We start from the raw sequence: 2,086 nt of genomic DNA on the forward strand, positions 1-2,086 counted from the left end.
ATCACAATACAAGGAGGTGCTGGTATGGGAGACATTTCCGCCCCGATAATCTATGAACTGGATTACAGCAGCGAGGGCATTAAGGATTTTGATTCGAAAGTCCAAGAAAATGTCGGTATGGATGCGAAGTACCTTTTGCACTATCCGACAGTGTATATCGTCAATGACAAAAATAAAGAGAAACAGTTCTCGGTTTACATCGGGGAAACTTCTGACATCAAGAAGAGGACCATACAGCATCTGACGGTCGATCCGAAATCAAGGAGTGATTGGAAGAACCTGTCTATTTCAGAATCATCAAAAATGTACGTAATCGGCCATAATCATTTCAATAAATCTTTGACTTTAGATATCGAAAACAAGCTGATGCTGTACATGTCCAGCATTGAAAATGTTGATGCGGTCTATAACCGCCGGACTAACCAGCAGAATGACTATTTTACATCCCATGAGTTGGACAATATTTTCTCAAAGGTCTGGAGAGGGCTGCAAAAGAAAAATAAGGAGCTTTTTCCGGTTGAACAGATCATCAGGGATTCCGCTATTTTTAAGGCATCTCCGTTCCATAAGCTGACGGAGGAGCAGATCCGCACGAAGGACTTCATCACTTTGCGCATTATGCAAGCTCTGACCAAAGGGGAAACGAGACAGCTGATCCTGGTGACCGGCGAAGCGGGATCCGGAAAGACTGTCCTGATGAGCAGTCTGTTTTATGAATTGAACCAATTGTCCAAGGATGATCCGGAAAATCTGATTTTCAAGGACACGAAGAATTTCCTCTTGGTGAACCACGAGCAGCAGCTGAAGGTCTATCAGCAGATTGCGACCAAATTGGGCATCTACAGCAAAAAGCAGCCAGACCTCGTTTCCAAACCGACCCCGTTCATCAATAATCACGGACCGGAGGATAAAGTGGATGTCGTGATCGTCGATGAGGCGCATCTGCTTTGGACGCAGGGGAAACAGTCCTATCGGGGAAAGAACCAACTGCAGGATTTGTTGGAACGCGCCAAGGTAGTTGTGGCGGTGTTCGACCAAAACCAGGTGCTTTCGACACAACAGTATTGGGAATACGAGGAATTGATGAGCCTCCAGCATGAAGCTCAGCTTAACGGCAATCTGATGTATCTTTCGAACCAGATGCGCATCAATTCCGATATAGCGACGGTAAATTGGATCCGTTCACTGATCGATGAGCAAGAGGTAGGGAAAATCCCTTCCGATTCAAAAAAATATGATATCCAGATCTTCGATAGCCCGGAAGAACTGCATGGAGCAATCAAAGCAAAGGCGCAGAGTCAGGACTCGGGCATTTCGAGGATGACGGCAACATTCGATTGGGATTACGTCGACAAGCGCAAACCTGAAGGGGAGGACTATTGGTATGTCCGGGTAGGTGACTGGAAATTGCCGTGGAATCTCCAGCTGCCTGTTGCTTCGAAAAAACAATCAATCAAAAACAAGCACCTTTCGTGGGCTGAACAGGAGCAGACGGTCGACGAGGTAGGATCGACATTCACGGTCCAAGGTTTCGACCTAAATTATGCGGGCGTCATCATCGGACCATCCGTGAAATACCGGGACGGCAAAATCATCTTTGACCGTCAGGAGAGCAAGAACAAAAAAGCCACGCAAAAGAGAAGTCTGAAGGATGGCAGCAAGGAATATTTCTCCGATACGTTGCTTAAGAACGAACTGAACGTATTGTTGACTAGAGGCGTGAACGGTTTGTACCTCTATGCAGTGGATGAAGAGCTGCAACAAGCACTAAAGGATGCCAGAAAGGGATGAGTGACATGAACACAATGGACAAAATCAATCAATTCCGTGATGACCGCGACTGGCGCCAATTCCACAACGAGAAGGACCTTGCCATCTCGATTTCGTTGGAGGCCGCAGAACTGCTGGAGATTTTCCAATGGAAATCGCCTGAGGAAGTCAGGGAGACCAGCGTCGAACGGATCAAGGAGGAGCTCGCCGACGTGCTGATCTATTCCCACATGCTGGCAAGCAACCTCGATCTGGACATCGATGAGATCATCGAGGAAAAGCTGGAGAAGAACAACATCAAGTACCCGGTGGACAA

Annotated in this window: 2 protein-coding genes; both read left to right on the forward strand. The window is 47.1% G+C overall.

The genetic code is table 11. The annotated features are described in order from the left end of the window. Positions 1 to 24 precede the first annotated feature (24 nt). Complete coding sequence (locus tag WBV27_RS12465) at positions 25 to 1,791, forward strand: DUF2075 domain-containing protein (protein WP_424202449.1); 1,767 nt, start codon at positions 25 to 27, stop codon at positions 1,789 to 1,791. 5 nt (positions 1,792 to 1,796) lie between these two features. Next, on the forward strand, positions 1,797 to 2,086 hold a 290-nt coding region (locus WBV27_RS12470), incomplete at its 3' end, for a nucleotide pyrophosphohydrolase (protein ID WP_424202450.1).

This window comes from Trichococcus sp. (assembly GCF_049589555.1).
GTDB lineage: Bacteria > Bacillota > Bacilli > Lactobacillales > Aerococcaceae > Trichococcus.

Coding starts and splice junctions, on each gene's coding strand:
- WBV27_RS12465 (WP_424202449.1), top strand. CDS start 25: ATGGGAGACATTTCCGCCCCGATAATCTATGAACTGGATTACAGCAGC.